The sequence below is a fragment of the Massilia sp. ST3 genome, assembly GCF_018119405.1.
In the GTDB taxonomy this organism is placed as follows: domain Bacteria; phylum Pseudomonadota; class Gammaproteobacteria; order Burkholderiales; family Burkholderiaceae_D; genus Telluria.
The window spans coordinates 19,997-43,910 of sequence record NZ_JAGPWC010000040.1; the positions used below are offsets into that span (position 1 = coordinate 19,997).

23 protein-coding genes, 1 tRNA gene, 1 pseudogene and 1 riboswitch are annotated in these 23,914 nt (G+C 65.5%); of the genes and pseudogenes, 16 read left to right on the plus strand and 9 right to left on the minus strand.

The annotated features are described in order from the left end of the window. Both nrdR and glyA read right to left on the minus strand, forming a co-directional pair. The gene (nrdR, locus tag KBW98_RS14660) at positions 1-459 is read right to left on the minus strand and encodes a transcriptional regulator NrdR (protein WP_211520915.1); all 459 of its coding nucleotides are present in this window, start codon (positions 457-459) and stop codon (positions 1-3) included. Positions 460-509: 50 nt separating this feature from the next. Beyond that, entirely contained in the window at positions 510-1,757 is a 1,248-nt protein-coding gene (gene glyA, locus KBW98_RS14665) for a serine hydroxymethyltransferase (protein ID WP_211520888.1), read from the minus strand. Positions 1,758-1,871: 114 nt separating this feature from the next. Then, a riboswitch (ZMP/ZTP riboswitch) is annotated at positions 1,872-1,989 on the minus strand. A gap of 167 nt (positions 1,990-2,156) precedes the next feature. Here glyA and KBW98_RS14670 point away from each other — a divergent pair. From KBW98_RS14670 to KBW98_RS14710, 9 genes are all read left to right on the plus strand, one after another. Further along, a complete protein-coding gene (locus KBW98_RS14670) occupies positions 2,157-2,906 on the plus strand; it encodes an SDR family oxidoreductase (protein WP_211520889.1) in 750 nt (249 codons plus the stop codon). Positions 2,907-3,243: 337 nt separating this feature from the next. After that, entirely contained in the window at positions 3,244-3,648 is a 405-nt protein-coding gene (ybgC, locus tag KBW98_RS14675; protein WP_211520890.1) for a tol-pal system-associated acyl-CoA thioesterase, read from the plus strand. Between the two features lie 36 nt (positions 3,649-3,684). Beyond that, positions 3,685-4,368, plus strand: coding sequence for a protein TolQ (gene tolQ / locus KBW98_RS14680; RefSeq protein ID WP_211520891.1), 684 nt, complete (start codon positions 3,685-3,687; stop codon positions 4,366-4,368). Between the two features lie 13 nt (positions 4,369-4,381). Then, entirely contained in the window at positions 4,382-4,813 is a 432-nt protein-coding gene (locus KBW98_RS14685; protein ID WP_211520892.1) for a biopolymer transporter ExbD, read from the plus strand. 19 nt (positions 4,814-4,832) lie between these two features. Then, a complete protein-coding gene (tolA, locus tag KBW98_RS14690; protein WP_211520893.1) occupies positions 4,833-5,750 on the plus strand; it encodes a cell envelope integrity protein TolA in 918 nt (305 codons plus the stop codon). A 68-nt stretch (positions 5,751-5,818) separates the two neighbouring features. After that, on the plus strand, positions 5,819-7,042 hold the full coding sequence (gene tolB / locus KBW98_RS14695) for a Tol-Pal system beta propeller repeat protein TolB (protein WP_229429210.1): 1,224 nt from the start codon (positions 5,819-5,821) through the stop codon (positions 7,040-7,042). 162 nt (positions 7,043-7,204) lie between these two features. Beyond that, positions 7,205-7,729, plus strand: a complete 525-nt coding sequence (gene pal, locus KBW98_RS14700) for a peptidoglycan-associated lipoprotein Pal (RefSeq protein WP_211520895.1) — start codon at positions 7,205-7,207, stop codon at positions 7,727-7,729. A 107-nt stretch (positions 7,730-7,836) separates the two neighbouring features. Then, positions 7,837-8,592 (plus strand): tol-pal system protein YbgF, encoded by a 756-nt coding sequence (gene ybgF, locus KBW98_RS14705; protein ID WP_211520896.1) that lies wholly within the window; start codon positions 7,837-7,839, stop codon positions 8,590-8,592. A 63-nt stretch (positions 8,593-8,655) separates the two neighbouring features. Continuing rightward, positions 8,656-8,731: transfer RNA gene (locus KBW98_RS14710), tRNA-Lys, on the plus strand. A 428-nt stretch (positions 8,732-9,159) separates the two neighbouring features. Here KBW98_RS14710 and KBW98_RS14715 read toward each other — a convergent pair. Beyond that, positions 9,160-9,321 (minus strand): hypothetical protein, encoded by a 162-nt coding sequence (locus KBW98_RS14715; protein WP_211520897.1) that lies wholly within the window; start codon positions 9,319-9,321, stop codon positions 9,160-9,162. A gap of 93 nt (positions 9,322-9,414) precedes the next feature. Between KBW98_RS14715 and KBW98_RS14720 the strand changes: the two genes are divergently transcribed. After that, positions 9,415-9,606 carry a hypothetical protein gene (locus tag KBW98_RS14720; RefSeq protein ID WP_211520898.1) on the plus strand — a complete coding sequence of 64 codons (192 nt, stop codon included), beginning with the start codon at positions 9,415-9,417 and terminating at the stop codon, positions 9,604-9,606. 136 nt (positions 9,607-9,742) lie between these two features. Here KBW98_RS14720 and KBW98_RS14725 read toward each other — a convergent pair whose 3' ends face one another. Then, positions 9,743-11,485 (minus strand): methyl-accepting chemotaxis protein, encoded by a 1,743-nt coding sequence (locus KBW98_RS14725; protein WP_211520899.1) that lies wholly within the window; start codon positions 11,483-11,485, stop codon positions 9,743-9,745. Between the two features lie 261 nt (positions 11,486-11,746). Between KBW98_RS14725 and KBW98_RS14730 the strand changes: the two genes are divergently transcribed. The 4 genes from KBW98_RS14730 to KBW98_RS14745 all read left to right on the plus strand — a co-directional run bounded on the left by KBW98_RS14730 (position 11,747) and on the right by KBW98_RS14745 (position 15,629). Next, on the plus strand, positions 11,747-13,147 hold the full coding sequence (locus KBW98_RS14730; protein ID WP_211520900.1) for an L-cystine transporter: 1,401 nt from the start codon (positions 11,747-11,749) through the stop codon (positions 13,145-13,147). Between the two features lie 133 nt (positions 13,148-13,280). Next, positions 13,281-14,045: a histidine phosphatase family protein gene (locus KBW98_RS14735; RefSeq protein WP_211520901.1), complete on the plus strand. Its 765-nt coding sequence runs from the start codon at positions 13,281-13,283 to the stop codon at positions 14,043-14,045. A 10-nt stretch (positions 14,046-14,055) separates the two neighbouring features. Next, a complete protein-coding gene (locus KBW98_RS14740; protein WP_211520902.1) occupies positions 14,056-14,997 on the plus strand; it encodes an NAD(P)H-hydrate dehydratase in 942 nt (313 codons plus the stop codon). 245 nt (positions 14,998-15,242) lie between these two features. Beyond that, entirely contained in the window at positions 15,243-15,629 is a 387-nt protein-coding gene (locus tag KBW98_RS14745) for a hypothetical protein (protein WP_211520903.1), read from the plus strand. 391 nt (positions 15,630-16,020) lie between these two features. Here the strand turns inward: KBW98_RS14745 and KBW98_RS14750 are convergent, their stop codons facing one another. From KBW98_RS14750 to KBW98_RS14765, 4 genes are all read right to left on the minus strand, one after another. Then, on the minus strand, positions 16,021-16,329 hold the full coding sequence (locus tag KBW98_RS14750; RefSeq protein ID WP_211520904.1) for a DUF1272 domain-containing protein: 309 nt from the start codon (positions 16,327-16,329) through the stop codon (positions 16,021-16,023). Between the two features lie 131 nt (positions 16,330-16,460). Then, on the minus strand, positions 16,461-19,670 hold the full coding sequence (locus KBW98_RS14755; protein WP_211520905.1) for an efflux RND transporter permease subunit: 3,210 nt from the start codon (positions 19,668-19,670) through the stop codon (positions 16,461-16,463). A gap of 4 nt (positions 19,671-19,674) precedes the next feature. Beyond that, the gene (locus KBW98_RS14760) at positions 19,675-20,808 is read right to left on the minus strand and encodes an efflux RND transporter periplasmic adaptor subunit (protein ID WP_211520906.1); all 1,134 of its coding nucleotides are present in this window, start codon (positions 20,806-20,808) and stop codon (positions 19,675-19,677) included. Positions 20,809-21,068: 260 nt separating this feature from the next. Next, positions 21,069-21,506, minus strand: a complete 438-nt coding sequence (locus KBW98_RS14765) for a divergent PAP2 family protein (protein ID WP_211520907.1) — start codon at positions 21,504-21,506, stop codon at positions 21,069-21,071. A gap of 133 nt (positions 21,507-21,639) precedes the next feature. On the opposite strand from KBW98_RS14765, the gene KBW98_RS14770 reads away from it, so the two are divergent. Together KBW98_RS14770 and KBW98_RS14775 are read left to right on the plus strand one after the other, a co-directional pair. After that, positions 21,640-22,701, plus strand: a complete 1,062-nt coding sequence (locus KBW98_RS14770) for a DUF475 domain-containing protein (protein ID WP_211520908.1) — start codon at positions 21,640-21,642, stop codon at positions 22,699-22,701. Positions 22,702-22,791: 90 nt separating this feature from the next. Beyond that, entirely contained in the window at positions 22,792-23,208 is a 417-nt protein-coding gene (locus KBW98_RS14775; protein ID WP_211520909.1) for a hypothetical protein, read from the plus strand. Between the two features lie 206 nt (positions 23,209-23,414). Here KBW98_RS14775 and KBW98_RS14780 read toward each other — a convergent pair. Continuing rightward, a pseudogene (locus tag KBW98_RS14780) lies at positions 23,415-23,914 on the minus strand (hypothetical protein); the annotation flags it as partial.

The following is a 23,914-nucleotide window of genomic DNA, read 5'->3' on the forward strand; positions in this document are numbered from 1 at the left end:
TTATTTGCGCGGGTGGCCCACTTCGTCCAGCGCTTCCTGGAACTCGTCCAGGTCTTCGAAGTTCTTGTAGACGGAGGCGAAGCGAATATAGGCGATCTTGTCCAGGCGCTTGAGCTCCTGCATCACCAGTTCGCCCACGTAGCCGGTGTCGACTTCGCGCCGGCCGCTGGTGAGCAGCTTTTCCTCGATCGAGGCGACGGCGGTGTCGATGGCTTCGGCCGCGACGGGACGCTTGCGCAGCGCCAGCATCAGGCTGCCGCGCAGCTTGCTCGATTCGAACTCGGTGCGGCTGCCGTTCTTCTTGACGATGATCGGCATCGACAGCTCGATCCGCTCGTAGGTCGTGAAGCGCTTGTCGCACTTGGTGCAGCGGCGCCGGCGCCGGATGGAATCCCCCTCCTCCGATACGCGGGTATCGAGGACCTGGGTGTCTTCATGCTGGCAGAAGGGACATTTCATGGCGCCGGGTGGGTTCAAGGGGACCGGCAGTGCCGGTCCCTGTCAGGCTGTCAGGCCGCGTAGACCGGGTACTTGTCGGTCAGCTGCTTGACTTCGCCCTTGACGCGCTCGATGGTCGCGGCGTCGTGCGGGTTGTCCAGCACGTCGGCGATCAGGTTGCCCACCTTGACCGCGTCTTCTTCCTTGAAGCCGCGGGTGGTGAAGGCCGGGCTGCCCAGGCGGATGCCCGAGGTGACGAAGGGCTTCTGCGGGTCGTTCGGGATGCCGTTCTTGTTGCAGGTCATGTGTGCCTGGCCCAGGATGGCTTCCGCTTCCTTGCCGGTCAGGCCCTTGGCGCGCAGGTCCACCAGCATCACGTGCGACTGGGTGGTGCCCGAGACGATGCGCAGGCCGCGCGCGGTCAGGGTATCGGCCAGCGCCTTGGCGTTCTTGACCACCTGCTGCTGGTAGGCCTTGAACTCGGGCGACTGCGCTTCCTTGAAGGCCACGGCCTTGCCGGCGATGACGTGCATCAGCGGACCGCCCTGGATGCCCGGGAAGATCGCCGAGTTGATGGCCTTCTCGTGCTCGGCCTTCATCAGGATGATGCCGCCGCGCGGGCCGCGCAGCGACTTGTGGGTGGTCGAGGTGACGAAGTCGGCGTGCGGCACCGGGTTCGGGTATTCGCCGGCGGCGATCAGGCCCGCGTAGTGGGCCATGTCGACCATGAAGTAGGCGCCGATTTCCTTGGCGATGCGTGCGAAGCGCTCGAAGTCGATGCGCAGCGAGAACGCCGAGGCGCCCGCGATGATCATCTTCGGCTTGTGCTCGCGCGCCAGGCGCTCCATTTGTTCGTAGTCGATGTCTTCTTCCGCGGTCAGGCCGTAGGAAACGACGTTGAACCACTTGCCCGACATGTTCAGGGCCATGCCGTGGGTCAGGTGGCCGCCTTCGGCCAGCGACATGCCCATGATGGTGTCGCCCGGCTTGAGCATGGCGAAGAACACGCCCTGGTTGGCTTGCGAGCCCGAGTTCGGCTGCACGTTGGCGGCTTCCGCGCCGAAGATCTGCTTCAGGCGGTCGATGGCCAGCTGCTCGACGACGTCGACGTACTCGCAGCCGCCGTAGTAGCGCTTGCCCGGGTAGCCTTCGGCGTATTTATTGGTCAGCTGCGAACCCTGCGCCTCCATCACGGCCGGCGAGGTATAGTTTTCGGACGCGATCAGTTCGATGTGGTCCTGCTGGCGAACGTTTTCCTTCTTGATGGCATCCCACAGTTCCGGGTCGATGTTGGCGAGCGTATGGTCTTTTGCAAACATGTAAAACTCCAATCGATAGTAAACCAGGCAACGGCAGCGTTGAGGCGTGGGCGGGAGCCGACATAAACGAACGGGCGTCCGCGCGGGTTCCCGCGCTTCATGCGCGTACCAGTTGCAGGCTGCCCAGGCGAACGGCGAAATGACGTCTCAGGTTCCCCGGTGGGGCTCCACCTTGCCGTGCGCAGAGCCCGAGGCTGCGGCGCGCGGTGTTTCGCCAGTTACGAGAGACGTAGGGACTCCAGATTGTATGTGATCTGCCCCCCTTAGGGCAAGGAAACTGCTGTCGTCCTGGCAAGCCGGAGCAAAGGAGGAACGAAAGGGGAGCGCCAGCGGGAGCATGGTCGTTTCGTCTACAATGTCCCGGTCACCTTCGAAATAAACTTCGCTTCGGGATCCACCATGATCGTATTCATCACCGGCGCCTCGGCCGGCTTCGGCGCCGAAATGGCGCGCACCTTCGCCCGTAACGGCCACCGCGTCGTGCTCGCCGCCCGCCGCGCCGAGCGGATCGCCGACCTGGCCGGCGAACTGGGCGACGCCGCCCTGCCCCTGACCCTGGACGTGACCAGCCGCGCCTCGATCGAGGCCGCGCTCGCCTCGCTGCCGGAAGACTGGCGCGCCATCGACGTGCTGGTCAACAATGCCGGCCTGGCCCTGAATACCCTGCCGGCGCACCAGGTGCCGCTGGAAGACTGGGAAACCATGATCGCCACCAACTGCCAGGGCCTGGTGAGCATGACCCGCGCCGTGCTGCCGGGCATGGTCGAGCGCGGCAGCGGCCTGGTGATCAACCTCGGCTCGGTGGCCGGGCATTACCCCTACCCGGGCGGCAACGTGTACGGCGCCACCAAGGCCTTCGTCGAGCAGTTCACGCTCAACCTGCGCGCCGACCTGGTCGGCACGGGCGTGCGCGCCACCAACCTGGCGCCGGGCCTGTGCGGCGGCACCGAATTCTCGAACGTGCGCTTCAAGGGCGACGACGCGGCCGCGGCCAAGGTCTACGAAGGCACGACCCCGCTGACGGCCAAGGACATCGCCGAGACCGCGTACTGGATCGCGACCCTGCCCCCGCACATCAACGTCAACCTGATCGAACTGATGCCGACCTGCCAGGGCTTCTCGCCCTTCGCCATCAAGCGCAGCACCTGAGGCTTGCATCCTGCCCGTAGGGTCGGCAGCTGCGCTGCCGACGCGGTGATCCCTGCGCGGCAAAGCGCATACCAGCGGCACACACTGCTTGAACGCGTCGGCGGCACAGCCGCCAACCCTGCCCCCGTAGAGATACCGTTTGTAACGAGCGCAGGACAGTTGTGAGAAAGTGTTACAGTAATTGGCCTTCTTGCACTATTTCACGTCTACTTAGCGGCGCTATGCATGCCTGATGGGAACAGGCAGGCGGTTTTTTGCCGTTTAATGTACGGCACCGTACATAGGACGGTCGGAAATCGCGTAAAATGTTTCCTATTTACACTTAATGGCAGGGGAAATGCCTTCAGCTTTTGACTGGCCAGTCCGGGTCTATTACGAAGACACCGACGCCGGTGGTATCGTGTTTTACGCTAACTACCTGAAGTTCTTCGAACGCGCGCGCACGGAATGGCTGCGCGCGACCGGCGTTCAGCAGCAGGCGCTGCTCGACGCCGAGGGCACCGCCTTCGTGGTCAAGAGCGCCAGCCTTGACTATCACGCGCCCGCCCGTCTCGACGACGAACTGACCATCCGCACCAGCGTCGAAAAGCTCGGCCGCGCCTCGGTCCAGTTCGCGCAGCAGGCCTGGCGCGGCGATACGCTCCTGACCAGCGCCAGCGTGAAAGTCGGCTGCGTCGACCTGGCCACCATGCGTCCCCGTTCCCTGCCCGGCGACGTGGCTGATAAAATGCGCGGCGCATAGCGCCCTGCCTGACCAAACAAACAACTATTGCTACCGATGACCGCGACCCAAGACCTTTCGTTTATCGCCCTGATCAGCAACGCCCACCTGCTCGTGCAGCTGATCATGGCCTTGCTGCTGGCCTTGTCGATCATCAGCTGGACCTATATTTTCCGCAAGCTGTTCGCGATCCGCGCCGCCCGTAGCCAGACCGAGCAGTTCGAGCGCAGCTTCTGGGCCGGCGGCAACCTGCACACCCTGCACCAGAGCGCCAGCAGCCAGCGCGACCAGAGCGGCCCCCTGGCCCGCATCTTCGAGGCCGGCATGGGCGAATTCATCAAGGGCAAGCAGACCTCGCGCGACGCGCTCGACATGGGCGCCGTGCTCGACGGCGCGCGCCGCGCCATGCGCGCCTCCTTCCAGCGCGAGCTCGACATGCTGGACACCCACCTGAACTTCCTGGCCTCGGTCGGCTCCGTGTCGCCCTACATCGGCCTGCTGGGTACCGTGTGGGGCATCATGAACGCGTTCCGCGGCCTGGCCAACGTGCAGCAGGCCACCCTGGCGGTGGTCGCGCCCGGCATCGCCGAAGCCCTGATCGCCACCGCGATTGGCCTGTTCGCCGCGATCCCGGCCGTCGTCGCCTACAACCGCTTCACGCACGACATCGACCGCCTGGCCAACCGCTTCGAGAGCTTCGTCGAGGAATTCTCGAACATCCTGCAGCGCCAGGCGCGCTGAGACGGGGGACGGTATGGCATTTTCCAGCAGCATGCGCGGCGGACGCCGCCGCAAGTTCAAGTCCGAGATCAACGTCGTGCCCTACATCGACGTGATGCTGGTGCTGCTCATCATCTTCATGGCGGTGCCGGCCAACGAGGCGCCGAGCGTGGTCAACCTGCCGCGCGCGGAAAAATCGGCGCTGCCGCCGGATACCTATATCCAGATCCAGGTGCACCCGGAAGGCAAGCTGTCGATCGGCGTGAACGGCAAGCAGAAGGTCGCCGCCGAGGACGTGGCGGACCGCTCCGCCCTGCTCCAGCGCCTGCGCGCCCTGCACGAGGACAATCCGGACTATCCGGTGATGATCGCGGGCGACAAGGACAGCAAGTACGACGATGTCATCCAGCTGATTTCCGAAGCCAAGAAGATGGGCATCGACCGCGTGGGACTCGCTACCAAGTGATGTCGCAACCATGTCAGCCATGAAGCCAGCCAGCGCCGGCACCCCGTACTACGTGCCGCCCGAACCGAAACGCCTGCCCTCCTTCGTGCTGGCGCTGGTGGTGCACGCCGTGCTGCTGTCCTTCCTGTGGTTCGGCATCAGCTGGCAGAGCAACGAGCCGGTCGCGGTCGAGGCCGAAGTCTGGGACATGTCGGTCCAGACCGCCGCCGCGCCGCCTCTGCCGGCCGACCCGCCGCCCCCCCCGCCCAAGCCGGAACCCCAGCCCGTCCAGCGCGCCGAGCCGCCGCCGCCCGTCGAGCGCCCCGCGCCGACGCCGCCGGACATCGCCCTCGAGCGCGAGAAGCAGCGCAAGGCCGACGAGCTGAAGAAGAAGGAGCTGGCCGAGAAGCGCGAGCGCGAACGCGAGAAGGAAATCGCCGAGCAGAAAAAGAAAGACGAGCTCGAGAAGAAGAAACAGGAAGAAGCCGAGCGCAAGGAGCTGGCCAAGAAGGAAGCCGACGAGAAGAAAAAGAAAGAAGACGCCAAGAAACTGGCTGATGCGAAGAAAGCGGCCGCCGAGAAAGCGCGCCTGGACAAGATCCGCCAGGAAGACCTCAAGCGCATGGCCGGCGCGATGGGCAGCGGCGGCACGGCCGAGAAATCGACCGCGCCGAAGATCGACAGCGGCTACGTCGCGGCGATCACGGCCAAGATCAAGAGCAATACGACCTATGCAGGCGGCACCGATGTGCCGGGCAATCCGAAGGCCGTGTTCAAGGTGGACCAGTTGCCGACCGGCGAGATCATGTCGGTCCGCCTGAGCAAGAGCAGCGGCGTGCCGGAATTCGACCGCGCGGTGGAAAACGGCATCCGCAAAGCGTCCCCACTACCCAAGAAGAAAGATGGTACGGTAGAGCGTAACCTCGAAGTCAATTTCTCTATGAAAGACCTCGACTGACCGGTCCGACTCACTCTGATTAGACTATGAAAAAACTTCATTTACTGCTGTTTAGTGCGACCATGCTGATGGGAACTGCGACCCAGGCCCAGCTGAAGGTCGAGATCGCCGGTGTCGGCAGCAACCAGATCCCGGTCGCCGTGGCCGCCTTCGCCGACGAAGGCGTGGCGCCGGCCCAGATCTCGGCCGTGATCCGTGCCGACCTCGAGCGCTCGGGCGTGTTCAAGGTGATCAACGCCGGACAAGTGATCAGCGATAGCGCCAATGTCGACCTGGCCGCCTTCAAGGCCAGCGGCGCCGACGCGCTGGTGGTCGGCAGCGTGGCGCGCCAGCCGGACGGCCGCCTGGCCGTGCGCTATAAACTGCTCGATACCGTCAAGGGTGGCCAGATCTCGCAGATGGGCGGCGAAGTCCAGCCCAAGTACACCCGCCTGCAGGCGCACCGCATCGCCGACGACGTCTACGAAAAGCTCACCGGCGTGAAGGGCATCTTCTCGACCCGCATCGCCTACGTGAAGGAAAACCGCGCCGGCCGCGACTACAGCCTGGCAGTGGCCGACGCCGACGGCGAGAACGAGATCGTGGCCGTGCATGGCCGCGAGCCGATCATCTCGCCGGCCTGGTCGCCGGACGGCAGCAAGGTCGCCTATGTCTCGCTGGAAGACCGCAAGCCGGTGGTCTACCTGCAGGACCTGATGACCGGCCGCCGCAGCAAGGTCTCCAACCAGAAGGGCAACAACTCGGCGCCGTCGTGGTCGCCGGACGGCTCCACCCTCGCCGTGGCCCTGTCGAAGGACGGCAATACCGAGATCTATACCGTGCGCTCGGACGGCAGCGCCCTGCGCCGCCTGACCACCAACAACGCCATCGACACCGAGCCGCAGTTCTCGGCCGACGGCCAGTCCATTTATTTCACCAGCGACCGCAGCGGCGGTCCGCAGGTCTACAAGATGAGCGCGTCGGGCGGCAACGCCACCCGCGTGACCTTCAACGGAAGCTACAACATCAGCCCGCGCGTGTCTCCTGATGGGAAGACCCTGGCATGGATCTCCCAACGCGACGGCGGTTTCTCCTTATATGCGATGGACCTGGCCAGCGGCCAGGAACTGCGCCTGGCCGATGGGGCCACCGAACCGAGTTTTTCGCCTAACGGCAAGTACATCATGTATGCGACCAAGGGCGGCGGGCGAACCTCGCTGGCCGTGGTGTCGGTGGATGGACGGGTCAAGCAACGCTTGACCACCCAAGCGGGAAACATTCGGGAACCCAGCTGGGGTCCTTTCATGAAGTAAGGGAAGCTCGACAAACCGTAGCGAGCGGAAGCCATGTTGTCCGAGAAGCGCAGCCGTACTCAGGTACGGTGAGCATCGCAGGACGACAGGGCGACGCGCAGTAGGTTTGTCGAGTTTCCCACGCAGTAAGAAGTAAAACCTTTACCAGAACAGGAGAAAAACATGCGCAACCTCAAGAGCGTCGCCTTCATCGTCTCGGCAGCAGCCCTGCTCGCCGCTTGCTCGTCGCCTACCAAGCTGAACGAAACCCCGGTCGTCGAGAAGTCGCCGGAACCGGCGCCGGCACAAGCCGACACCCGTGACATCAAACCGGTCGAAACCGGCACCGTGGACCCGCTGAACGACCCGAAGGGCGTGCTGGCCAACCGCAGCGTCTACTTCGACTACGACAGCTTCGTGGTGCGTGACGATGGCCGTCCGGTCGTGGAAAACCACTCGGGCTACCTGAACAAGAACAAGGAGCGCAAGGTCCTGATCCAGGGCAACACCGACGAACGCGGCGGCACCGAGTACAACCTGGCCCTGGGCCAGAAGCGTGCCGAAGCCGTCCGTCGCGCCATGGCCTCGCTGGGCGTGGCCGAAGGCCAGATGGAAGCCGTGTCGCTGGGCGAAGAAAAGCCGAAGGCAACCGGCAGCAACGAAGCCGCCTGGGCTGAGAACCGTCGCGCCGACATCGTTTACCAGTAATCGATTGCCGTTTAGCACGGTCGATTGACAGCGGGGCGGCGGGCAGTGCAGACTGCTAGCCGCCCCGTTTTTATCTCTGTAACTGGTTTAGTAGAAAGAGCAACGCCATGATGAAACTGACCCCGTCCCGTCTCGCCTGCCTGTTCCTGGCGGCCTGGATGCCGCTGCAGGCGTCCGCCGGCCTGCTCGACGACGACGAAGCGCGCAAAGCCATCCTCGACCTGCGTGCCAAGGTCGACAACATCGCGCGCGAGCTGAACGCCCGTGTCGACAACAAGGCGGACAAGAGCTCGACCATCGAGATGCTGAACCAGCACGAGCAGACGATGCAGGAACTGGCGCGCCTGCGCGGCCAGGTCGAGGTGCTCGCCAACGAGATCGCCAAGGCCCAGAACGGCCAGAAGCAGCTGTACGCCGACCTCGACGCGCGCATCAAGAAGCTCGAGCCGCGCCAGGAAACCATCGACGGCCAGACCGCCGAAGTACTGCCGGCCGAAAAAACCGCCTACGACGCCGCCACCGCCACCTTCCAGTCGGGCGACTACAAGGCCGCCGCCACCGCGCTGCAGGACTTCGTCAAGCGCTACCCGGAATCGGCCTATGCCTCGAACGCGCAGTACTGGCTGGGCAACGCCTACTACGCCCTGGGCGACTACAAGAAGGCCATCGCGGCCCAGGAAGTCGTGACCAGCACCTACAACAGCTCGCCGAAAGTGCCGGACGCGATGCTGAACATCGCCAGCAGCTACGCCCTGCTGAAGGACAACAAGAACGCCAAGAAGGCCCTGCAGCAGCTGGTCTCGAAGTACCCGTCGTCGAGCGCCGCGCAGACCGCGCGCGACCGCCTGGCGGCGCTCAAGTGATCCACTCAAGCGTGATGGGTATTTGACAGCTTCGTTAGCTCGACCTATAATCTTGCTTCTTTCGGGTCGTTAGCTCAGTTGGTAGAGCAGCGGACTTTTAATCCGTTGGTCGCTGGTTCGAGCCCAGCACGGCCTACCAGAATCAGCGAAAACGCCAGCCTTCGGGCTGGCGTTTTTGTTTCCAGCCTCCCTGCTCCTCCAAAACCGCACTTGCTGCTCGCAAGACGCGCTCGGTCTCGCGCCGGCGTCGAGCCAGTATTGCTGTTTCCATACGGAAAAACCGTAAGGCAGCTTCTTGTAACCAAGTTTCCCAGAAAAACTTGGTAAAAAGGCGACAAAATACCGGCCTCTGCTGCTGGAGGCTTTCACAAATGGTCAACCATGATAGGATGAACTTCGTTCTTTTGAAGGTAAGCGAATGTTGGCGCCGCTATCGTGCGCCTCTTGCCTTTAGGATAGCGAGATGTAAAATGGATAACGTCCCGGGACGCGCGCGCAAGCCTTCTGCGTATGGAACCGCTGCGCTCACGGATTGTCGAACAAGAAGCAACGTACTGGCACTGCATGTCACGCACCTACCTGCACCACCCTGGCCCGCGCACCCGCTGCGCCGCGGCCGCGCGGCATGGCCGCCAACGACACCGCTTCCTCGCGCCGCGCGCCCGCCAGGGCTGCCAGGCCGCTGCCCGGCTTGCCTGAGCCCGGCGAAATCGCTTCGCCGGGCCGCACCAGACCGACGCGTCCGCACGACGTACTGACCGAATACCTGGCCCTCGGAGGCCTAACCTGCCGTTTCCCGTGGAGACGGCGCATGGAGACATCATGGAAACCGAACACACCGAACGCGCACACCGCGCCATCCATACCGCCACTGTCGACAACACCGACCCGCGCGCACCGCGCCGCAACATCGCCAAGGACATCGTCTCGAGCAGCCGCCGCCTGCGCCAGCGGGTCGCCGTCAGCGTGGGCCTGTGCATCGGCCTGCTGGCGCTGGTGATCGTGTTCGAATAAGCTGCGGGCACACGCGCCTGATCCCCGCGGCCGGCCCCCTGGCCCGCGCCGCTGATGGAACCGGGCGCGCCAATGAAAAAGCCAACCGTGCAGGTTGGCTTTTTCATTACGGATAGCGCCTTGGCGGCGCCTGGATTCAGAACTCTTCCCAGCCGTCCGCCGCCTGGGCCGCCTCGGCCTTCCGTGCCGGACGCGCCGCCTGCGTGGCCGGCTGCCGGTCCGCCTGCTTGCCGGGCTTCGGACGCGCCGGCGCCGCCGGCACCTTGGCCGCACGCGCAGCCGGCAGCGCCACCGCGCTGCGCACCGGGCTCGCCAGCGTCGCCGGCGTTGCCGAACCGTTCAGCTTGAAGGCACCCACGGTCTGCGCCAGCACCGACGCTTCTTCCTGCAGCGACTGGGCGGCCGCGGTGGCCTGCTCGACCAGCGCCGCGTTCTGCTGCGTCACCTGGTCCATCTGGGTGACCGCGCTGTTGATCTGCTCGATGCCGGCGGTCTGTTCCTGGCTGGCGGCCGTGATCTCGGCCATGATGTCGGTCACGCGGCTGACGCTCTGCACGATGTCCGCCATCGTCGCGCCGGCCTGGTCGACCAGTTCGGAGCCGTGGTGCACCTTCTCGACCGAGTCGTCGATCAGGGCCTTGATTTCCTTGGCCGCCGCCGCGCTGCGCTGGGCCAGGCTGCGTACTTCGCCCGCCACCACCGCGAAGCCGCGGCCCTGCTCGCCGGCGCGCGCCGCTTCCACCGCCGCGTTGAGCGCCAGGATGTTGGTCTGGAAGGCGATGCCGTCGATGACGCCGATGATGTCGACGATGCGGGTCGCCGAGGCGTTGATCGCGCCCATGGTCTGCACCACCTGCTCGACCACCGCGCCGCCCTTGCCCGCCACTTCCGAGGCCGAGGCGGCCAGGGCGTTGGCCTGGCGCGCATTGTCGGCGTTCTGCTTGACGGTCGAGGTCAGCTCTTCCATCGAGGACGCGGTTTCTTCCAGCGAACCGGCCTGCTGCTCGGTGCGCGCCGACAGGTCGAGGTTGCCGGAGGCAATCTCGCCCGATGCGGTGGCGATGGTATCGGTGCCCTTGCGTACCCGGCTGACGATCTGGACCAGCGAGTCGTTCATCTCCTTGAGCGCCTGCAGCAGGCGGCCGGTCTCGTCCTGCGAGTCGGCTTCGATGTGCTGGGTCAGGTCGCCTGCCGCCACGGCGCCGGCGATGGCCACCGCCTTTTCCAGCGGACGCACGATGGCGCGCACCAGCATCCAGCCGACCACCGCGGCCATTGCCAGGCCGAACAGCAGGCCCGCCAGGCAGACCAGGCGCACCAGTTCGAAGGTCGACTGCGAGCGGTCGTAGTCGGCCTTGGCCTCGGCCTGCATCATGCCGATCAGCTTGAAACCCTGGTCCTGCATCGGCTTGAACAGCGCCAGCATCGGGCCGTTCAGCAGCTGCACGGCCTGGGCATTGTCGCCGCCGCGGATCGCGGCCTGGGCCGGACGCAGTCCTTGCGCCAGGAAGGACTTGCGCGCCTCGGCGAAGGCCTCGGCCAGGGCGCGTTCCTGTTCGCCCAGGTCGCTGCCCTTGTACTCGTCCCACAGCCTGGTGATCTGGGCCGCGTTGGTATCGACCTCGGTCATCAGCGCGGCGCGCACGGCGGCGTCCTCGATGCTGATCGCCTTGGCGACATTGAGCTGGTTCGTCGTGACCAGCTGCACGACCTGGCCGACCCGGCCGAGCGCGAGCAGGCGCTGGTCGTACATTTGCTTGAGTTCGGCATTCGCGACACCGAGGTTGACCAGGCCGATGACGGCGCCGGCAATGAGTTCCACGGCCAGGAAGGCGATGACGAAGATGAGGCGCGACTTGATGCTGAAGTGTTTGAACATGGGAGCGCTTGGGTATCTTGGGCGTTTTCGGAGAAATACTCCTTGAATTATAGAAACAACTGGACATGTTTGCTCTGCTTGGCCACATCCTTTGCGATATACCAGCTCCGCCGTCGCCGCACTGCAACACAGGCTTGAGGCTTCAAGTAGTCGCGCACCAGGACGGTGCAAATATCTCCGCGGGGAGAGCGTCGATGCCAGTTTGTCTATAGAATGCTGCGATCGATTTGTAGCAATGCAGTAACTTTTTCCTGAGGCCCCATGAACCTTACGCTGATCCTGAACCTGGCCATCGCCCTCGCCGTCTGCGTCCTGCTGTGGCGCATGCAGAGTGGCCACGTGTCCTTTACCAAGCGGGTGCTGGCGGGTCTCGGCATGGGCGTGGTACTGGGCGCGGGCCTGCAGGCCGTGTATGGGGCGGGCTCCCCCGAGGTGGCGGCCACCAATGCCTGGCTGGACGTGCTGGGCAGCGGCTACGTCAAGCTGCTGCAAATGATCGTGATCCCGCTGATCATGGTCTCGATCGTGCAGGCCATCATGAAACTGCGCACCACGGCCTCGCTCGGCAGCATCAGCACGCTCACCATCGGCATCCTGCTGGCGACCACCGTGATCGCGGCCGCGATCGGCATCCTGATGGCCAAGCTGTTCGGCCTGAGCGCCGTCGGCCTGACCGCCTCCGCGGCCGAAGTGGCGCGCGGCGAATACCTGCAGGGCAACCTGGCGGCCGCCAAGGACATTTCGCTGCCCAGCATGATCCTGTCCTTCATCCCGGCCAATCCCTTCCTCGACATGACCGGCGCGCGCAAGACCTCGACCATCGCCGTGGTCGTGTTCTCGATCTTCATCGGCATCTCGGCCACCGGCATCGCCGGCAAGAAGCCGGAGGTGTTCGAATCCTTCAGCCACTTCGTGCACGTGGCCCATGTGATCGTGATGCGCATGGTGACCCTGGTGCTGCGCCTGACCCCGTTCGGCGTGTTCGCCCTGATGGCCAAGGTGGTGGCCGGCTCCAGCCTGCAGGACATCCTCAACCTGCTGGGCTTCGTCGCCGCTTCCTATTGCGCACTGGCATTGATGTTCTGCGTGCACCTGCTGATGGTGGGGGCGGCCGGGCTGAATCCGCTGCGCTATGTCGGCAAGATCTTCCCGGTGCTGGCCTTCGCCTTCACCTCGCGCACCAGCGCCGGCTCGATCCCGATGAGCGTGGCGACCCAGACCGCGCGCCTGGGCACGCCGGAAGGCATCGCCAACTTCGCGGCCTCCTTCGGCGCCACCATCGGCCAGAACGGCTGCGCCGGCATCTACCCGGCCATGCTGGCGGTGATGATCGCGCCCACGGTCGGCATCGACCCGATGAGCGCGAGCTTCCTGCTGCCGCTGCTGGCCATCGTCGCCTTCGGCTCGATCGGCGTGGCAGGCGTGGGCGGCGGCGCCACCTTCGCGGCCCTGATCGTGTTGTCGGCGATGGACCTGCCGGTGGCCCTGGCGGGCCTCTTGATCTCGGTCGAACCGCTGATCGACATGGGCCGCACCGCGCTCAACGTGAGCGGCTCGATCGCGGCCGGCACGGTCACCAGCCGCGTGCTCGGCGAGACCGACATGCGGGTGTTTCATAGCGACGCGGAAATCAATCTGGACAGCGAAGAACAAGCGGTCTGAAGCCCTGTGGAAAGGCCTTGTAAGAGCCTGCCGACAGAGCGGAGAGCCAGTCCGGAAAGGCCGCAATCGTGCGCTAAACCGCCGCAGAATCCGTCTATGATGACGCCATGTCAATATCAACGACGGGCGGGTGATGGAGCAGAAGTGGCCGCAGGAAATCTGGCTTGTCAGGCATGGGCAGAGCGCCGGCAACGTCGCGCGTGACATCGCGGAAGCGGCTGCCGGCCACCATATCGACATCGCCGACCGCGACGTCGACGTGCCCCTGTCCGAACTCGGCATGCGCCAGTCCGAAGCGCTGGCCTCGTGGTTCGCCGCGCTGCCCGAAGGCCAGCGGCCCAATGCGGTGCTGCATTCGCCTTACCGGCGCGCACGCGAAACCGCCGACATCCTCATGCAGCGCCTCGACCGCAGCGAACTGCTGGCGGTGCAGGCCGACGAGCGCTTGCGCGAGAAGGAATTCGGCATCCTCGACCGCCTGACCACGCACGGCATCGCCCACCACCATCCCGAGCTCTACGAACAGCGCCGCCACGTCGGCAAGTTCTACTTCCGCCCGCCGGGCGGCGAGAGCTGGTGCGACGTCATCCTGCGGCTGCGCAGCGTGATGGACACGCTCGAGCGCGAGTTCTGCCGCGAGCGCGTGCTGATCGTCGCGCACCAGGTCACGGTCAATTGCTTCCGTTACCTGTTCGAACACCTCGACGAAGCCACCATCCTGGAATTCGACCGTGCCGGCGACGTGCCGAACTGCTCGGTCACTTCCTACCGCTTCGATCCTTCGCTGGGCAAGCGCGGCGACCTCGCGCTCAACCTGCTCAACTTCGTCGCCCCGCTGGAAGCCACCGGGACGCCGGTCACCGCGGGCAAGGACCTGCCGGCCGCACCGAAGGCATAAGGCCACCTCCATGGAACCGAGCATCCGCGCCACTGCCGTGCACGACGTCGACGCTGCCTTGCTGGCGGGCTGGCCCCTGCCCTGGCCGTCGGCCGACGGCGACAAGGAATTGCGCGGGCATGTGCTGATTGTCGGCGGCTCCAGCGAAATGCCGGGCGCCATTATCCTCGCGGCCACCGCCGCCCTGCGCGCCGGCGCCGGCAAGCTGACCGTCGCCACCGGCGCCAGCGTGGCCCAGCTGGTGGCGCTGGCCATGCCCGAGGCGCGCGTGATCGGCCTGCTCGAGCACGCGAGCGACGGCTTCAGCCTGGACGCCCTGGACAGCCTCGATCCGCTGGCCGATCGCGTCGACGCCGTCCTGATCGGTCCCGGCATGCGCGACGAAGCGGCCACGGCCGCCCTGGTGCATGCGCTGCTGCCGCGCCTGGACGCTACCCAGACCAGCGTGGTGCTCGACGCCTGCGCAATGGGCGCGCTGCGCCATCCGCCGCGCGGCTGGCCGGCCGGCATGCCCTTCCGCTTCGAGCGTCCGGTGGCGCTGACCCCGCACGCGGGCGAGATGGCGCACCTGACCGGCGTCGACAAGGCCGACATCGTGGCCAGTCCCGATCCGCTGGCGCTCGCCTGCGCGCGCGCATGGAACGCCGTGGTGGCGCTCAAGGGCGCGCGTACCGTGATCGCCGCGCCGGACGGCGTGCTGTGGCGGCACGAGGGCGCCGGCAACATCGGCCTGGCCATCTCGGGTTCGGGTGACGTACTGGCCGGTATCGTTGCGGGCCTGGCCGCGCGCGGCGCGCCGCTGGCCCAGGCCACCTGCTGGGGCGTGGCGCTGCATGCCCGCGCCGGCGACCGCCTGGCCGAGCGGCTGGGTACTTTGGGATATCTGGCACGGGAAATTTCTCAAGAAATTCCCGGCTTGTTGGAACAGCTGGGCGCCCAGGCGCCGGCTTGACAGGATTTCCGCATGCCTCACCGCGGAAAGAACACAGGTGCGCGATCCGACGAACTGGCGGCCAGGCTGCCAGTCTAATTCTCACTGTCGGATTCGGGCACTTGTCGGGGCCGCGTATTGCGTCGGTTCCCTGATGGTTCCACGGGGTCCTGGACCCATGGAGGAACTGAACTGGCGCCGTTGACCCTCCAGCGCCTCACCTGGAGGCTTCGGCACACGATAGACGTGAACGAGGAGTATAAACAATGAAAGCAATGACCAAGGCACCAAAAATCCTTCTGACTGCGGCCATCCTGGCAACCATGCTGGGCGCTTGCAAGAAGAACGAACCGGCCACCACCACTGGCGACACCTCGGCCACCGCTCCGAGCTCCACCTCGGGCGCTACCGGCACCACGGGTGACACCGGCACGGGCGCAACCGGCACCGGCACCACCGGCACCACCGGCGACATGGGCACCGGCACCACCACCACGCCGCCGACCACGACCGATCCGGCCACCGGCACCACCACCAATCCGCCGGCCGACATGACGACGCCACCGGCCACCGGCACCGGTACCTCGGGCACCTCGGGTACTACCGGCACCACCGGCACCGGTACCACCCCGCCACCGACCACCGGCGGCTAAGCCGCTGGACGCCGGCAACGAGCAGGGCCCGCAATCGCGGGCCCTGTCCAGCGTCGCGTCCAGCTGTGCCTCGGCAACCCCTCGCGAGAGGGCGATCGCCAGCCCGACGGGCTAGCTTTGAGGCGTCTTGCGCGGTCTTCCGTGCTCGCATTCGGCCGCGCTTTGTTGCCCCCGGCCAGCGCCCCCCTTTTTGTGCCGCATCCGGATTGTGGTCTTTCCAGCCTCCCGTCCTGCCGACTTCCCGGATTCCAGTCTGGCCATCTCCGGTCCTGCCGACTTCCGTCTTGAAATTTCCGTCTCGGCAGCTTAGCCGTCGCCAGCTACCCGCGCATCCGCGCGCATTCCCGTCCGTCGCCCAGCCGCCCTGTCACACCGGGCTCGCCGACCAGGATCAGCGCTCCTGGGGCGGAATGCCGCTGACCGCCTGGACCAGCGCGGCATGCGCCGCCAAGTCGACCGGGCGCAGCTTCGGCTCGGTCCGGGCTGGATGCTTGCCGAGGTAGTTCCCGTTCTTCCAGTCGCGGCGGGGGCGCACTGGACGCGGAACGAAACCGCCGCCGCAGTTCGGGCACACGTCCTGCAGCAAGCCCTCGGCGCAGGCGGCGCAGAAGGTGCATTCGAAGGAGCAGATACGCGCGTTCGCCGCATCGGGCGGCAGGGCGATATTGCAGTGTTCGCAGTTGGGACGTAGTTCGAGCATACGTTCCTTTCATGGATGTGACGATGCACAGCGCTGCATGGCAGGCGCTGTGCGGAATAAAAAAAACGGCCGGCGAAATCGCCGGCCATCGTGCTTCCAGGCGGCGGGCGCACGCGGCGCCCGCCCTCTTCTTACGCCGGCTGCGGCGTGCCGCGGCCGCGGCCCGTCACCAGGCCGATGCCGCGCATGATCAGGCGGAACACGAAACGCACCATGGTCAGCGCCAGGATCGCCTCGACAAAGGTCATCAGGAAGGCCAGCGCCGGGTTCATCTTCTCGGCGCGGCGGCCGAACTTGGCCACCATGCGGTCGCGGGCGATCTCGATGCTGTCGTAGAAGGTCGGCACGACCAGCAAGGTCAGGAAGGTCGACGTGATGGTGCCGCCGATGATCGCGATGGCCAGCGGCTGGTAGAACTGGCCGGCGTCGCCGAGGGCCAGCGCCACCGGCAGCATGCCGGCGATCAGCGCGAAGGTGGTCATCAGGATCGGACGCAGACGCTTGCGGCCTGCCGCCATCAGCGCGTCTTCGCGGTCCATGCCTTCCCTCTCCAGCGCACGGGCGGCGTCCAGCAGCAGGATCGCGTTCTTGGCGACCAGGCCCATCAGCATGATGACGCCGATCAGGCTCATCAGGTTGAGGGTGTTCTTGGTCAGCAGCAGCGCCAGCACCACGCCGATCAGCGACAGCGGCAGCGACAGCATCACGCCCATCGGTGCGGTGAAGGAACCGAACTGCATCACCAGGATCAGGTACATCAGGCCGATGCCCGAAATCAGGGCGATGCCCATCTCGGTGAACACTTCCTGCTGGTCTTCGCCGGCGCCGCCCAGCGACAGGCCGTAGCCCGGCGGGAAGTCGAAGCTCTTGGCCAGTTTCATGGCGTCCGAGGTCACCTCGCCCGGCGAACGGCCCTGGGCATTGGCGGACACGGTGATCATGCGCTCGCCGTTCTTGTGGCGGATACCCGACGGGCCCTTGCCCATGGTGATGGTGGCGATCTGCTCGAGCGGGACCATCATGCCGGTGCCGTTGACGGCGATCGGCAGGCGCTCGATGTTCTCGGTGTTGACACGGTCGTCCGGATGCAGGCGCACGGCCACGTCGCGGGTCTCGCTGCTCGGGTCGACCCAGTCGCCGACCTCGATGCCGGCAAAGGCCACGCGCAGCGACTGGGCGGCGTCGTTGATCGAGATGCCCATCGCATTGGCCAGGCCGCGGTCGAGCACGATCTGCAGCTCGTTCTTCGGATCCTGTTCCGACAGGGTGACGTCGACCGCGCCCGGCACTTCGGCGCGCAGGCGGTCCATGTAGGTATTGGTCAGTTCCATCAGCTTGCGCGAATCCGGGCCGGTGAACTCGATCTGGACCGGCTTGCCGCCGCCGTTCAGGTCGTCGATCACGACATACTCGGCGCCCACCAGGCGGCTGACCTTCTGGCGCAGGTCGGCGGCGATCTCGGCGGCGCCGCGCTTGCGGGTGCTGCGCTTGCCGATGTCGACGTAGATGCGGCCGCCGTTCAGGTTGACGTTGCTGTTGGTGTCCTTGGTTTCAGGAATCGAACGGGCCAGCTCGGCCGCCGCTTCCACCTTGCGGCGCGAGTATTCCACGCTCGACGAGGCCGGCGTGCGGATCTCGACCATGATGGTGCCGTGGTCCGACTTCGGCAGGAAGCTCGATCCGCCGAAGGAAGCGTGCAGGGCGATCGCGCCGACGAAGCTGGCGACGGCGATGGCGGCCATCCACTTGCGGTGGTGCAGCGCCCAGGCGATCACGTTGCCGTAGCGGTCGGCCTGGTGGTCGAACCAGTGGTTGAAGCGGTCCAGCACCTTGCCGATGCCCTTCTTGGGCGCGGCGTGGTGGCCGACCGGGTCGCCCCAGTAGGCCGACAGCATCGGGTCCAGGGTGAAGGAGATGAACAGCGACACGATCACCGAGCAGGTCACGGTCAGCGCGAAAGGCGCGAACCATTCGCCCGAGATGCCGGGCATGAAGGCGACCGGGATGAACACGGCCATGATCGAGAAGGTCGTGGCGGCCACGGCCATGCCGATCTCGGAAGTGCCTTCGAGGGCAGCGGTGCGGCGGTCGGAGCCCATTTCCATGTGGCGCACGATGTTTTCACGCACCACGATCGCATCGTCGATCAGCACGCCGATCGCCAGCGACAGGCCCAGCAGGGTCATGAAGTTCAGGGTGAAACCGCACAGCCACACGGCGATGAAGGCGGCCAGCACCGAGGTCGGCAGCGACAGCGCGGTGATCAGGGTCGAGCGCCAGGAATTCAGGAAGGCGTAGACGACGAAAATGGTCAGGACCGCGCCCAGCACCAGGGCTTCGATCACGTTGTTCAGGCTGCTCTGGGCGTCGTCGCCGCCGTCGCGCACGACTTCGACCTTGGTGCCTTCCGGCAGTTCCTTGTTGGCTTCCTTGACGACTTCGTGCACCTTCTTGGCCAGCGACACGGTCGAGGCGTCACGCGAACGCGAGACCTGCAGGCCGACGTTCGGCTTGCCGCTACGCATGGACAGGCTGTTGACGTCGGCGTAGCCGTCGCGGATCTCGGCCACCTGGTTCAGGCGCACGATCTGGTCGCCGTTGCGCTTGACCACGACTTGCGAGAAGTCTTCCGGACGCTCGATGCGGCCGACCAGGCGGATGCCCTTCTCGTCTAGCTCGCTACGCAGCTTGCCCACCGGCGCATTGGTGTTCTGGGTGCGCAGGGCGTTGGTGACGTCCGAGACCGAGACGTTGAATTCACGCAGCTTCTCGGCGCGCAGCAGGACCGACAGTTCGCGGCGCAGGGCGCCGTTCACGTTGACGGTCGAGACGCCGTCGATGGCGCGGAACTTGTCGGCCAGGATGTCTTCGGCATAGCGCGAAATCTCGGCGTGGCTCTGAGTGCTCGAGGACAGGGCCAGCGACATCACCGGCTCGGACGCCGGATCGATGCGGCGCAGGACCGGCTCGCGCATCTCGACCGGCAGCTTGTAGCGCACCGCCGCGATGGCGTTGCGCACATCGTCCGAGGCTTCGATGATGTTGCGGTCGAAGTCGAACTCCATCCAGATCGAGGCGCCGCCTTCGTAGGAATTGGAATTGACCTCGGTCACGCCCTGGATCGCCAGCATCTGCTTTTCCAGGCGGTTGGTGATTTCACGCTCGGCGGTTTCCGGGGACGCGCCCGGGTAGGGGATGTCGACCACGATCACCGGCACTTCGACGTCCGGGTTCTGGTTGACCTTGAGCTTCGACATGGCAAGCAGGCCGAAAGCCATCATCGCCACGATCATGACGACCGTGGCAACGGGATTCTTGACACTGAAATTAGAGAGGAACATGTTGTTATTTTCCTTGTACCGGTGCAGCGCTGGCGACGCGCGCGGCTGGCATGTCGACCTTCTGGCCGGCCTTCAGGTTCGAGGTCGGGGCGCGCAGCACGACGTCGCCGGCAGCGAGGCCCTGCTTGACTTCGACGTTGCCGCTGCGCTGGTCGCGCGCGCCCAGCACCAGGTCGACCTTGGCCAGGGTCTTGTCCTTGACGCGCCAGGTGTAGGCCTTGTCGCCGGCCTTGACGACGGCGGCTTCCGGCAGCATCAGGGCGTTGGTCGAGACCGCGTCGACGCGGCCTTCGGCGTACAGGCCGGCCACCTTCGGCTGGGCCTTGTCGGCGAACTCGACCAGTACCTCGACCTGGCGGGTCACGGCGTTGGCGGCCGGATCGATGCGCTTGACGATGCCGGCGAACTGCTGGTCGCCATACCCGTTGACGCGGAAGTTGACCTTCTGGCCGACCTTGACGGTGGCGATCGAGTCGGCCGAGACGCGGCCTTCGAAGCGCATGCTGTTCGGGTCGATGACCTTGACCAGTTCCTTGCCGATCGTGGCGGTATCGCCGGCCGAGACCTTGCGGTCCGAGACGATGCCGTCGAACGGGGCGCGCACCACGGTGCGGCCCAGCTGCTGGCGCGCGGTGGCGACGCGGCTCTTGGCGGCGGACAGCTCGCTCAGGGCGTTGTTGCGCGCCATTTCGGCGTCGTCCAGGGCCTTCACCGAAGTCATGCCCGAGGCGCGCAGGGTCTTCAGGCGCTCGAGCTGGCGATTGGCCTGCTCCAGCGACAGGTTGGCGGCGCGCTGGGCTTCCTCGGCCGACAGCATCGTGTCGCGGATCGAGGTCTCGTCCAGGCGCACCAGCACGTCGCCGCGCTTGACCGGCTCGCCGTTCTCCTTCAGGACCTGCAGTACGATGGCCGAGACTTCGGCGCGCAGGTCGGCGCGGCGCTCCGGCTGGATCGAGCCGGTGACGACCGGCCCCGAGGAGATCGAATCGCTCTGCACGGTCAGCACGTCTTCCGGGGCCACGGTCAGCTGCGTGGGCTTGTTGTCCTTCGCCTGGGCGCCGGGGCCCTTGGCGGGTTCCTTGCCGCAGGCGACGAGGGCCGAGGCGATGGCTAGAACGAGTAGTGGTTTGCGCAGCATGTTGGTGTTCTCCGGAAATGGACTCGGTAAGCTTGTTTTTTTAAAAATACGAATAGATACGGCCAGTGCGCAGTATTCAGTAGGGGCCGCCCGAACTCAATAGACGAACCTGCGACTTGCGGAATTCGTGGGATGAAATGCGTTTTTTGGCGATGAGCTGCATTCCAGCCCGGATGAAACGTCCCCATTTTTGGACGGATCGCGGACGGGCGGACGTCCGCCGGCCACCTTCCCCGCCCCTGTCTCCTCCCGCCGGCGCCTTAGAAGGCCGCGGCGGCCGGTCCACCCAGGACCGTATTGATCAGGAAACCCATGCCGATGCCGGTGACGATGCCGCCGGCGATCTCGACCAGGGTATGGCCCATGCGCTCGCGCAGGATCACGTAGTCTTCCTTGCCGTCATGCAGGCGGTTCAGGGTGACCGCATGGCGCCCGACGTGCTGGCGCAGGCTGTTCGCATCGATCATCACGATGAAGGCCAGGGTCACGGCGACCCCGAACGCAGGATGGCCCATCCCCTCGCGCAGGGCGATCAGGGTGGCCATGCTGGTCACGACGGCACTGTGGTTGCTTGGAAAGCCCCCATTGCCGACCAGGTTGAAAGCCCAGCGGCGCTGGCGCACGCTGGTGATGAGAAACTTGATCGGGCCGACCATCATCCAGGTCAGGACCGGGGTTACGAGGTAGATAAATTCCATAAAGCGCCTAATTAGAAGAATGCCGGGCGGAATTATCTCAGAAGCATGCCTCTCCGGGGACCTTCCGATGCGCCCCCGCTGTGTCCAGAGCGGTAATATTCCTCCACTCGACCAAGACAAGCAAGGGGGCGGTATGCGGCATTTCCGGTTGTCCATCGCGGTTACCGTGGTCCTGATGGCCCTGGCGGGCTGGTGGGGCTACGAGCACAAGGGGGTGGCGGGGATGTTCCAGGCCTTGTGGATCACCGCGGTGCTGGGTGTGCTGGAAGTGTCGCTTTCTTTCGACAACGCGGTGGTCAACGCCTCCGTCCTGCGCCATTGGAACGAGTTCTGGCGCAAGCTGTTCCTGACCGTGGGCATCCTGGTGGCCGTGTTCGGCATGCGCCTGCTCTTCCCCCTGGTGATCGTGGCGGTCGCCACCGGCCTCGGGCTGGTGGACGTCTGGCACATGGCGATCAACACCCCGCTCGAGTATTCGCGCCACCTGACCGAGCGGCACGCCGAGGTGGCTGCCTTCGGCGGCGCCTTCCTGGCCCTGGTTTTCCTGAACTTCCTGTTCGACGAGGAAAAGGAGCTGCACTGGCTCGGCTGGATCGAGGAAAAGGTGGGTAAATACGGCACCGAGGGGCTGGCGGTCATGATTACCCTGCTGGGGGTGTTCTTCGCCATGAGCCTGATGCCGCCCCCGCGCAAGCTGCCGGTCCTGATCGCGGGCGTGGTCGGGGTCCTGATCTACATCGGCGTCCAGTGGCTCAGCGGCCTGCTCGAGAAAGAGGAGGAAGACCCGACGGTGGGCGCCATGATCTCGCAGGGCAGCATCGGCGGCTTCCTCTACCTGGAAGTGCTGGACGCCTCGTTCAGCTTCGACGGCGTGATCGGCGCCTTCGCCATCACCAACGACGTGGTCATCATTATGCTGGGCCTGGCGATCGGCGCCATGTTCGTGCGTTCGATGACGGTCTTCCTCGTGTATAAGGGAACCCTGCAGGAATTCGTGTTCCTGGAACACGGCGCGCACTACGCGATCGGCATCCTGGCGCTGATCATGTTCGCCAGCGTCCACTACCACATTCCCGAGTGGTTCACGGGCTTGTCGGGGCTGGCCTTCATCCTGGTATCGGTCTGGTCCTCGGTGCGCTACCGGCGGCGCATGGAAGCCAAGGAACACAAGCATCCCGAACTTGCCGATACATAAGCCAGTACATCGGCTGATACATAGCCGATTTGGCTTGGCGGCCCAGCCGTGGCAGAATGGCGCTGCCATCCTGACAACGTTCGATTCTCAATGCCCACGACCATGCCCAAGCGCGCCCTTGCCCTCCTGCTGTCCGCCATCGCCACCGTGCTGGTGCTGTTCGCGCTGTATACCTGGTTCACCCTGAGCTGGTCGTATTCCGAGGGAGAACGGGCGGGCTACCTGCAGAAATTCTCCAAGAAGGGCTGGCTGTGCAAGACCTGGGAAGGCGAGATCCTGCTGTCGAGCATGCCGGGCGCGATTCCGGAGCGCTTCGCCTTTACGGTGCGCGACGAGAGCCTGGTCAAGCAGCTGCAGTCGAGCATGGGACAGCGGGTGCAGATCAGCTACGAGCAGCACAAGGGCGTACCGACCAGCTGCTTTGGCGAGACCGAGTATTACGTGGAGAAGGTGGCGACGGGGCCGGTGAATCCGGTGGCGCCGAGCGATGCGCCGGCGGGGATGTAAATACCGAAGCGACCGACCGCCTCATATCGGCCGGCGACGATGACACGTCATTCCGGCGCAGGTCGGAATCCAAGTCGTACGCCCACCATTTACTCCAAACGCAGCCAAGACGCTGGCAAACCTGAATTCCGGCCTGCGCTGGAATGACGGTCTTGAAGCTAAGGGCTGAGCGACGCGCTCGACGGTCTTTCCGCTAGCGCCCTGGCCTAGCGATCATCCCTGCTGCGCTGCTGCAGAATCGCCTCCGCCAGCCGCGTCGCCGCTTCCGCCGCCGACGAGCCCGCCGACGGCTGCTTCAGCCTGCCCAGCACCTCGCGCGTCAGGTCGGCCGACACCGAGCGGTAGCTTGCCTCCTGCTTGTGCTCGCCGATGGTGCGCTGGGTCGCGGCCAGCTCGGCCGCCTGTTCTTCCTGGTGCCGGCTTTCCAGATTCAGCAAATGCTTGCGCGCGTCCGCCATCTGCCGGGTCGCCTGGGCCGCCTTGCGCTGCATCTCGGCGTGGGCCTGGGCGTGTTCCAGCAGGGCGCGCTGGGCTTCGCGCTTCTCGATTGCCGCCTGCACGGCCGCCTGCTCGGCCAGCTCGCGCTCGCGCGCCAGGCGCGCCTGCTCTTCCTCGGCCGCCGCGCGCGCCTGCGCGGCCTGGGCCGCGGCGTGTTCGGAGGCCAGGCGCGCCGCCGCCGCCTCGTTGGCGCGGGTGTCGGCCGCCG

What these genes read in the sequence shown, in the direction of transcription:
- nrdR (WP_211520915.1), bottom strand. Translation starts at nt 459, where the DNA reads ATGAAATGTCCCTTCTGCCAGCATGAAGACACCCAGGTCCTCGATACC.
- glyA (WP_211520888.1), bottom strand. Translation starts at nt 1,757, where the DNA reads ATGTTTGCAAAAGACCATACGCTCGCCAACATCGACCCGGAACTGTGG.
- KBW98_RS14670 (WP_211520889.1), top strand. Translation starts at nt 2,157, where the DNA reads ATGATCGTATTCATCACCGGCGCCTCGGCCGGCTTCGGCGCCGAAATG.
- ybgC (WP_211520890.1), top strand. Translation starts at nt 3,244, where the DNA reads ATGCCTTCAGCTTTTGACTGGCCAGTCCGGGTCTATTACGAAGACACC.
- tolQ (WP_211520891.1), top strand. Translation starts at nt 3,685, where the DNA reads ATGACCGCGACCCAAGACCTTTCGTTTATCGCCCTGATCAGCAACGCC.
- KBW98_RS14685 (WP_211520892.1), top strand. Translation starts at nt 4,382, where the DNA reads ATGGCATTTTCCAGCAGCATGCGCGGCGGACGCCGCCGCAAGTTCAAG.
- tolA (WP_211520893.1), top strand. Translation starts at nt 4,833, where the DNA reads ATGAAGCCAGCCAGCGCCGGCACCCCGTACTACGTGCCGCCCGAACCG.
- tolB (WP_229429210.1), top strand. Translation starts at nt 5,819, where the DNA reads ATGGGAACTGCGACCCAGGCCCAGCTGAAGGTCGAGATCGCCGGTGTC.
- pal (WP_211520895.1), top strand. Translation starts at nt 7,205, where the DNA reads ATGCGCAACCTCAAGAGCGTCGCCTTCATCGTCTCGGCAGCAGCCCTG.
- ybgF (WP_211520896.1), top strand. Translation starts at nt 7,837, where the DNA reads ATGATGAAACTGACCCCGTCCCGTCTCGCCTGCCTGTTCCTGGCGGCC.
- KBW98_RS14720 (WP_211520898.1), top strand. Translation starts at nt 9,415, where the DNA reads ATGGAAACCGAACACACCGAACGCGCACACCGCGCCATCCATACCGCC.
- KBW98_RS14725 (WP_211520899.1), bottom strand. Translation starts at nt 11,485, where the DNA reads ATGTTCAAACACTTCAGCATCAAGTCGCGCCTCATCTTCGTCATCGCC.
- KBW98_RS14730 (WP_211520900.1), top strand. Translation starts at nt 11,747, where the DNA reads ATGAACCTTACGCTGATCCTGAACCTGGCCATCGCCCTCGCCGTCTGC.
- KBW98_RS14735 (WP_211520901.1), top strand. Translation starts at nt 13,281, where the DNA reads ATGGAGCAGAAGTGGCCGCAGGAAATCTGGCTTGTCAGGCATGGGCAG.
- KBW98_RS14740 (WP_211520902.1), top strand. Translation starts at nt 14,056, where the DNA reads ATGGAACCGAGCATCCGCGCCACTGCCGTGCACGACGTCGACGCTGCC.
- KBW98_RS14745 (WP_211520903.1), top strand. Translation starts at nt 15,243, where the DNA reads ATGAAAGCAATGACCAAGGCACCAAAAATCCTTCTGACTGCGGCCATC.
- KBW98_RS14750 (WP_211520904.1), bottom strand. Translation starts at nt 16,329, where the DNA reads ATGCTCGAACTACGTCCCAACTGCGAACACTGCAATATCGCCCTGCCG.
- KBW98_RS14755 (WP_211520905.1), bottom strand. Translation starts at nt 19,670, where the DNA reads ATGTTCCTCTCTAATTTCAGTGTCAAGAATCCCGTTGCCACGGTCGTC.
- KBW98_RS14760 (WP_211520906.1), bottom strand. Translation starts at nt 20,808, where the DNA reads ATGCTGCGCAAACCACTACTCGTTCTAGCCATCGCCTCGGCCCTCGTC.
- KBW98_RS14765 (WP_211520907.1), bottom strand. Translation starts at nt 21,506, where the DNA reads ATGGAATTTATCTACCTCGTAACCCCGGTCCTGACCTGGATGATGGTC.
- KBW98_RS14770 (WP_211520908.1), top strand. Translation starts at nt 21,640, where the DNA reads ATGCGGCATTTCCGGTTGTCCATCGCGGTTACCGTGGTCCTGATGGCC.
- KBW98_RS14775 (WP_211520909.1), top strand. Translation starts at nt 22,792, where the DNA reads ATGCCCACGACCATGCCCAAGCGCGCCCTTGCCCTCCTGCTGTCCGCC.